Source organism: Streptomyces sp. SM11 (assembly GCF_002910905.1).
In the GTDB taxonomy this organism is placed as follows: Bacteria; Actinomycetota; Actinomycetes; order Streptomycetales; family Streptomycetaceae; genus Streptomyces.
On sequence record NZ_NEUE01000091.1, the window covers coordinates 1 to 5,129 of the forward strand.

At 72.5% G+C, this 5,129-nt stretch carries 4 protein-coding genes and 1 pseudogene; 4 read left to right on the forward strand and 1 reads right to left on the reverse strand.

The features are described from left to right. Positions 1–641 (forward strand): annotated as a pseudogene (locus B9S58_RS05890) (family 2 glycosyl transferase); the annotation flags it as partial. Next, positions 638–2,176 (forward strand): DUF5719 family protein, encoded by a 1,539-nt coding sequence (locus B9S58_RS05895; protein WP_103531072.1) that lies wholly within the window; start codon positions 638–640, stop codon positions 2,174–2,176. The pseudogene B9S58_RS05890 and the gene B9S58_RS05895, both read left to right, overlap by 4 nt. 32 nt (positions 2,177–2,208) lie before the next feature. Here B9S58_RS05895 and B9S58_RS05900 read toward each other — a convergent pair whose 3' ends face one another. Then, positions 2,209–2,637, reverse strand: coding sequence for a metallopeptidase family protein (locus tag B9S58_RS05900; protein ID WP_103531073.1), 429 nt, complete (start codon positions 2,635–2,637; stop codon positions 2,209–2,211). A 518-nt stretch (positions 2,638–3,155) separates the two neighbouring features. Between B9S58_RS05900 and B9S58_RS05905 the strand changes: the two genes are divergently transcribed. Next, on the forward strand, positions 3,156–3,533 hold the full coding sequence (locus B9S58_RS05905) for a DUF3499 domain-containing protein (RefSeq protein WP_181009198.1): 378 nt from the start codon (positions 3,156–3,158) through the stop codon (positions 3,531–3,533). Between the two features lie 68 nt (positions 3,534–3,601). Further along, complete coding sequence (locus B9S58_RS05910) at positions 3,602–4,972, forward strand: phosphomannomutase/phosphoglucomutase (protein ID WP_103531074.1); 1,371 nt, start codon at positions 3,602–3,604, stop codon at positions 4,970–4,972. Positions 4,973–5,129 lie beyond the last annotated feature (157 nt).

Below are 5,129 nucleotides of genomic sequence, written 5' to 3' on the forward strand. Positions count from 1 at the left end.
AGGCCGAGGCGGCGGCCGCCCCCGAGGGCACCGGGGACGACCCGTACCGGCCCGACGGCCCCGGCACGGACGGCACGGGCGGCACGCCGGACGGCGGAGCCGCCCAGGAGCACGACCCGTCGCGGGGAGCGGACCCGGGGGAGTACATCCCCGCGCAGCAGTCCGCCGACCCGTACGCCGCGAACCCCCCGGTGCACGACCCGCAGGAGGCCACCGGCGGCTATGCGGCGGTCCCGCAGCAGCAGTACGGCGAGTACGCGCAGTGGGACGGGCAGCAGCAGCCGGGCGCCGACTACTACGAGGCGTACCAGCCGGACCCGTACGCCCAACAGCAACAGAACCAGCAGCAACAGAACCAGCAGCAACAGCAGCACGCCGCCTACCAGGGCTACGGCGACCGGAGCGGCGGCTACGCTGCCCCGGACCCCTACACGCAGCAGTACAACGACCAGGGCACGTACAACGACCAGGGCACGTACGACGAGTACGGCCAGTACACCGGCGGGCAGTACCAGCACCAGCAGCACCAGTACACCGACCCCGCCCAGCACCCCGCCGAGAACGGCGAACACACCGACCCCCCGGCCCCGGGCCAGGCCCCGTGGCAGACCGGTAACGCATCGCGAGGCGAGTCCGAGTGAAGTCCACCCACCTGTCCCTGATCGCGGGCGCCACCGTCCTGGCCGCCATCACCGGATTCGCCACGGTCACCGCGCCCGGCGTCCCGGCGGACACCGGGGCGAAGGCCGCCACGCTGCTGCCGGTCGAGCGCTCCAGTCTGGTCTGCCCGGCGCCCAGCAACTCCGACCTGGCGGAGACGCGGTACACCTCCTTCACTCCGGCGGGCGAGGGCGGCGATGCCAAGGGCACCGCCGAGCTGAAGCCGGCCCTGCCGGTCGCGGACGACGAGGACGAGACCGACCCGAAGAAGGTCAAGAAGGCCGAGGAAGCGGCGAAGAAGGCGAAGGAGAAGGCCGACAAGCCGGTCCTCGCCGTGAAGGAGCCCGGAAAGCCGGTCGTCGCCGAGGCGGACGGCTCCGACGCCCCGGCCCTCGTCGGCACGGCCACCGGCCGGCTGGCCCCCGGCTGGGCCGCCCAGCAGACCACCGAGGTCACCGCGGGCGGCGCCCGGGGGCTCCTCGGGGTCACCTGCACCGCCCCGGGCACGGACTTCTGGTTCCCGGGCGCGAGCACCGCCAAGTCCCGCCGGGACTACATCCACCTCACCAACCCCGATGACACCGGCGCCGTCGCCGACATCGAGCTGTACGGCCCGGAGGGCGCGCTCAAGTCCGACTTCGGCGACGGCATCAACGTGCCGGCCCGCTCCAGCGTCGCCCTCCTGCTGTCGACCCGCACCTCCGAGGCCGTCGACCAGCTGACCGCGCACGTCACCACCCGTTCGGGGCGGATCGGAGCGGTCGTCATGAGCGCCGACGACGGCGTGGGCAGCGACTGGATCACCGCGTCCGAGGACCCCTCCGGCACGCTCGTGCTGCCGGGCATCCCGGCCGACGCCACCTCCGTACAGCTGGTGGCGTTCGCGCCGGGCGAGGACGACGCGGACGTGAAGGTCCAGCTCGTGGGGAAGAACGCGACGTTCTCGCCGGCCGGGAACGCCACCCTGCACATCAAGTCCTCGATGACGGCGACCGTCGACCTCAAGGACGTCACCCGCGACGAGCCGGGCTCCCTGCTCCTGAGCCCGGTGCGGAAGGACCGGGCGACCCCGATCGTGGCGGCGCTGCGCGTGGTCCGCGGCAAGGGCGACAAGCAGGAGGTCGCCTACATCCCGGCCGCCGGGCCTGTCGGAGCACGGGCGAGCGTCCCGGACAACTGGGAAAAGGACTCCACGCTGTCCCTGACCGCGCCGGGCGCCACGGCCAAGGTGAAGGTCACCGCGTCGGCGGGCAGTGAGGGCGGCGAACCGTCCGTGGAGACGTACACGGTCAAGGCCGGTACGACCCTCGCCGTCACGCCGAAGGCCCCGGACGGACTCAAGGGCGCCTACGCGCTGACCGTCGAGACGACCTCGGGCGGCCCGGTCCACGCGTCACGCACCCTGGAGCGCACGGAGGGCGGCGTCCAGATGTTCACGGTGCAGACGCTTCCCGACGACGGCGGCACGGTCGAGGTCCCGACGGCCCGCGAGGACCTCTCGGTCCTGGACGACTGAGGGCGAGCCCCCGACAGCCGGCCCCCGGCAGGTCAGTCCTGCCCGTACCGCGGGTCGACCGACTCGGGGGCCAGCCCCAGCAGCTCGGCGACCTGCTCGACGACGACCTCGTGCACGAGCAGGGCGCGCTCGTCGCGGCTCTTGGTGCGGATCTCGACGGGCCGCCGGTAGACGACGATCTGCGCGGGCCGCCCCTTGCCCGCGGACACCGCGCTGCCGAGCGGCACGACCTCCTCCGGCGTGCTGGGCACATCGAGGACGACGAAGTCGACCTCGGCCAGCTGAGGCCAGCGCCGCTCCAGCCGTTCCACCGAGTCCTGGACCAGATCACGGAAGGTCTCACCCCGGCTGGCCGACAGCGGAACCTGGGGTGGCGCGACCGGCCCGCGCATACCGCGGCCATGACGGTCACGACGCCGGGACCGCGGCTCGAACGGGTGGGGAGGTACGGAGCTGTCCATCACCGACGCAGCGTAACGCTCCGGGGACGGGGACGATCGGTGAGACGACGCGGCCGACCGGGTAGGCGCGGGCAGGGCGGCAGGTGTACGGCACGGGGACGGGCATGGGTCACGGGCAGGGCGGGCAGGTATACGGCACGGGCACGGGCCGCAGGCGCGTCAGCAGGACGCACGGCAGGGGCGCCTCCGTGCCGGGACGACCGCCCGCGTTCACTGGAGGCTGAGGCGGAGGCGGAGGCGGAGGCGGTCCCTGCTTCAGGACGCCCACCGTTGAATATTTCGGCCAAGACTGAGCCCTTTTCCGGCCCGTAATCCGACCGTTGACCGCGCGCCCGACGCCGCGATCCGCCCTCGCCCGCGACCGGCTCGACCACCGTGCGATCACCGGGCCCCCGCCCGGCGCAGGTCAGGGGGGCCACCGAAAGCACCGCTGTGCCGCAGGTCACAGGGCGACACGGTGGGGTGACCCGACGGACAGTCGTCGCAGCCCGCTCAAGAGTGCGGTACCGTCCAACATCGTGAGCCCTGTACGTCGCTGTTCGCGCACTGCGTGCGGCCGCCCCGCCGTCGCGACACTGACGTACGTCTATGCCGATTCGACCGCGGTCCTCGGCCCGCTCGCCACCTACGCCGAGCCCCACTGCTACGACCTCTGTGCCGAACACAGTGAGCGGCTTACCGCGCCACGGGGCTGGGAAGTGGTGCGGCTCTCCGACGGCTCCGCACCCGCGCACCCCAGCGGCGACGACCTCGAAGCACTGGCCAACGCGGTCCGCGAAGCGGCACGCCCGCACGACCGGGCCCCGGGCCCCGGGGGCCGGGGCCCGCGCTCCGCGGACCCGGTGGAAGTGGCCCGCCGAGGCCATCTCAGGGTGCTGCGCTCCCCCGACTCCTGACGCCGACTCCTGAGGCACTACCGGGCAGGTAGTTTGGGCGGTCCGTAGAGACCCCAGGAGGACCGGCCGTGGTTGCTGATCTGTCGCAGCTCGTGAAGGCGTACGACGTGCGCGGAGTGGTGCCCGACCAGTGGGACGAGGCGCTGGCCGAACGCTTCGGAGCCGCGTTCGTCCAGGTCACGGACGCCGAAGCGATCGTGATCGGCCACGACATGCGCCCGACCTCCCCCGGCCTCGCCGGAGCGTTCGCCCGGGGCGCGGCGGCGCGGGGTGCGGACGTCACGCTCATCGGCCTCTGCTCGACGGACCAGCTGTACTACGCGTCGGGAGCACTCGGCCTGCCCGGGGCGATGTTCACGGCCTCGCACAACCCGGCGCGGTACAACGGCATCAAGATGTGCCGGGCGGGCGCCGCCCCGGTCGGTCAGGACACCGGTCTCGCAGAGATCCGCACCCTGGTCGAGCAGTGGTCGGAAGGCGCCCCACAGCCGCCGGCCACCACCACCCCCGGCACGATCACCGAACGGGACACCCTCGCCGACTACGCGGCCCACCTCCTGGGCCTGGTCGACCTCAGGTCCATCCGTCCCCTGAAGGTCGTGGTGGACGCGGGCAACGGCATGGGAGGCCACACGGTCCCCACGGTCTTCGGCGGCCTCCCGCTCGACCTCGTACCCATGTACTTCGACCTGGACGGCACGTTCCCCAACCACGAGGCCAACCCCCTCGACCCCAAGAACATCGTCGACCTCCAGGCCCGCGTCCTCGCCGAGGGCGCCGACCTCGGCCTCGCCTTCGACGGCGACGCGGACCGCTGCTTCGTGGTCGACGAGCGGGGCGCGGGCGTCTCCCCCTCCGCGATCACGGCTCTGGTGGCCGCCCGCGAACTGGCCCGCAACGGCGGCGAGGGCATCGTCATCCACAACCTGATCACCTCCTGGTCCGTCCCCGAGGTGGTCCGCGAGAACGGCGGCACCCCGGTCCGCACCCGCGTCGGCCACTCCTTCATCAAGACGGAGATGGCGGAGCACGGCGCGATCTTCGGCGGCGAGCATTCGGCGCACTACTACTTCCGCGACTTCTGGAACGCCGATACGGGCATGCTCGCAGCCCTTCATGTACTCGCCGCGCTCGGCGGCCAGCAGAAGCCGCTCTCCGAGCTGGTGTCGGAGTACGACCGGTACACCGGATCCGGCGAGATCAACTCCACCGTCGCCGACCAGACCGCCAGCCTGACCACGGTCAGGACGGCCTACGGCACCCGCGACGGCATCACCTTCGACGACCTGGACGGCCTCACGGCCACGGCCGCCGACTGGTGGTTCAACCTCCGCGCCTCGAACACGGAACCCCTGCTGCGTCTGAACGTAGAGGCGAGGGACGAGCAGACGATGGCAGCGGTACGCGACGAGGTCCTGACCCTGATCCGCACAGCCTGACCCGGACCCCGCTCTCCAAACCTCCGGCGCGCGAGGAGCGGACCCGGGGCCGGACCCAGCCTCTCCGGCGTTCGAGGAGCGGGCCCTGACCCGGACCCAGCCTCTCCAGCCCCTCCGGCGTTCGAGGAGCGGGCCCGGGGTCGGACCCCACTCTCCA

Excerpts from the sequence above, each read along its gene's own strand:
- B9S58_RS05900 (WP_103531073.1), bottom strand. The coding sequence starts at position 2,637 with ATGGACAGCTCCGTACCTCCCCACCCGTTCGAGCCGCGGTCCCGGCGT.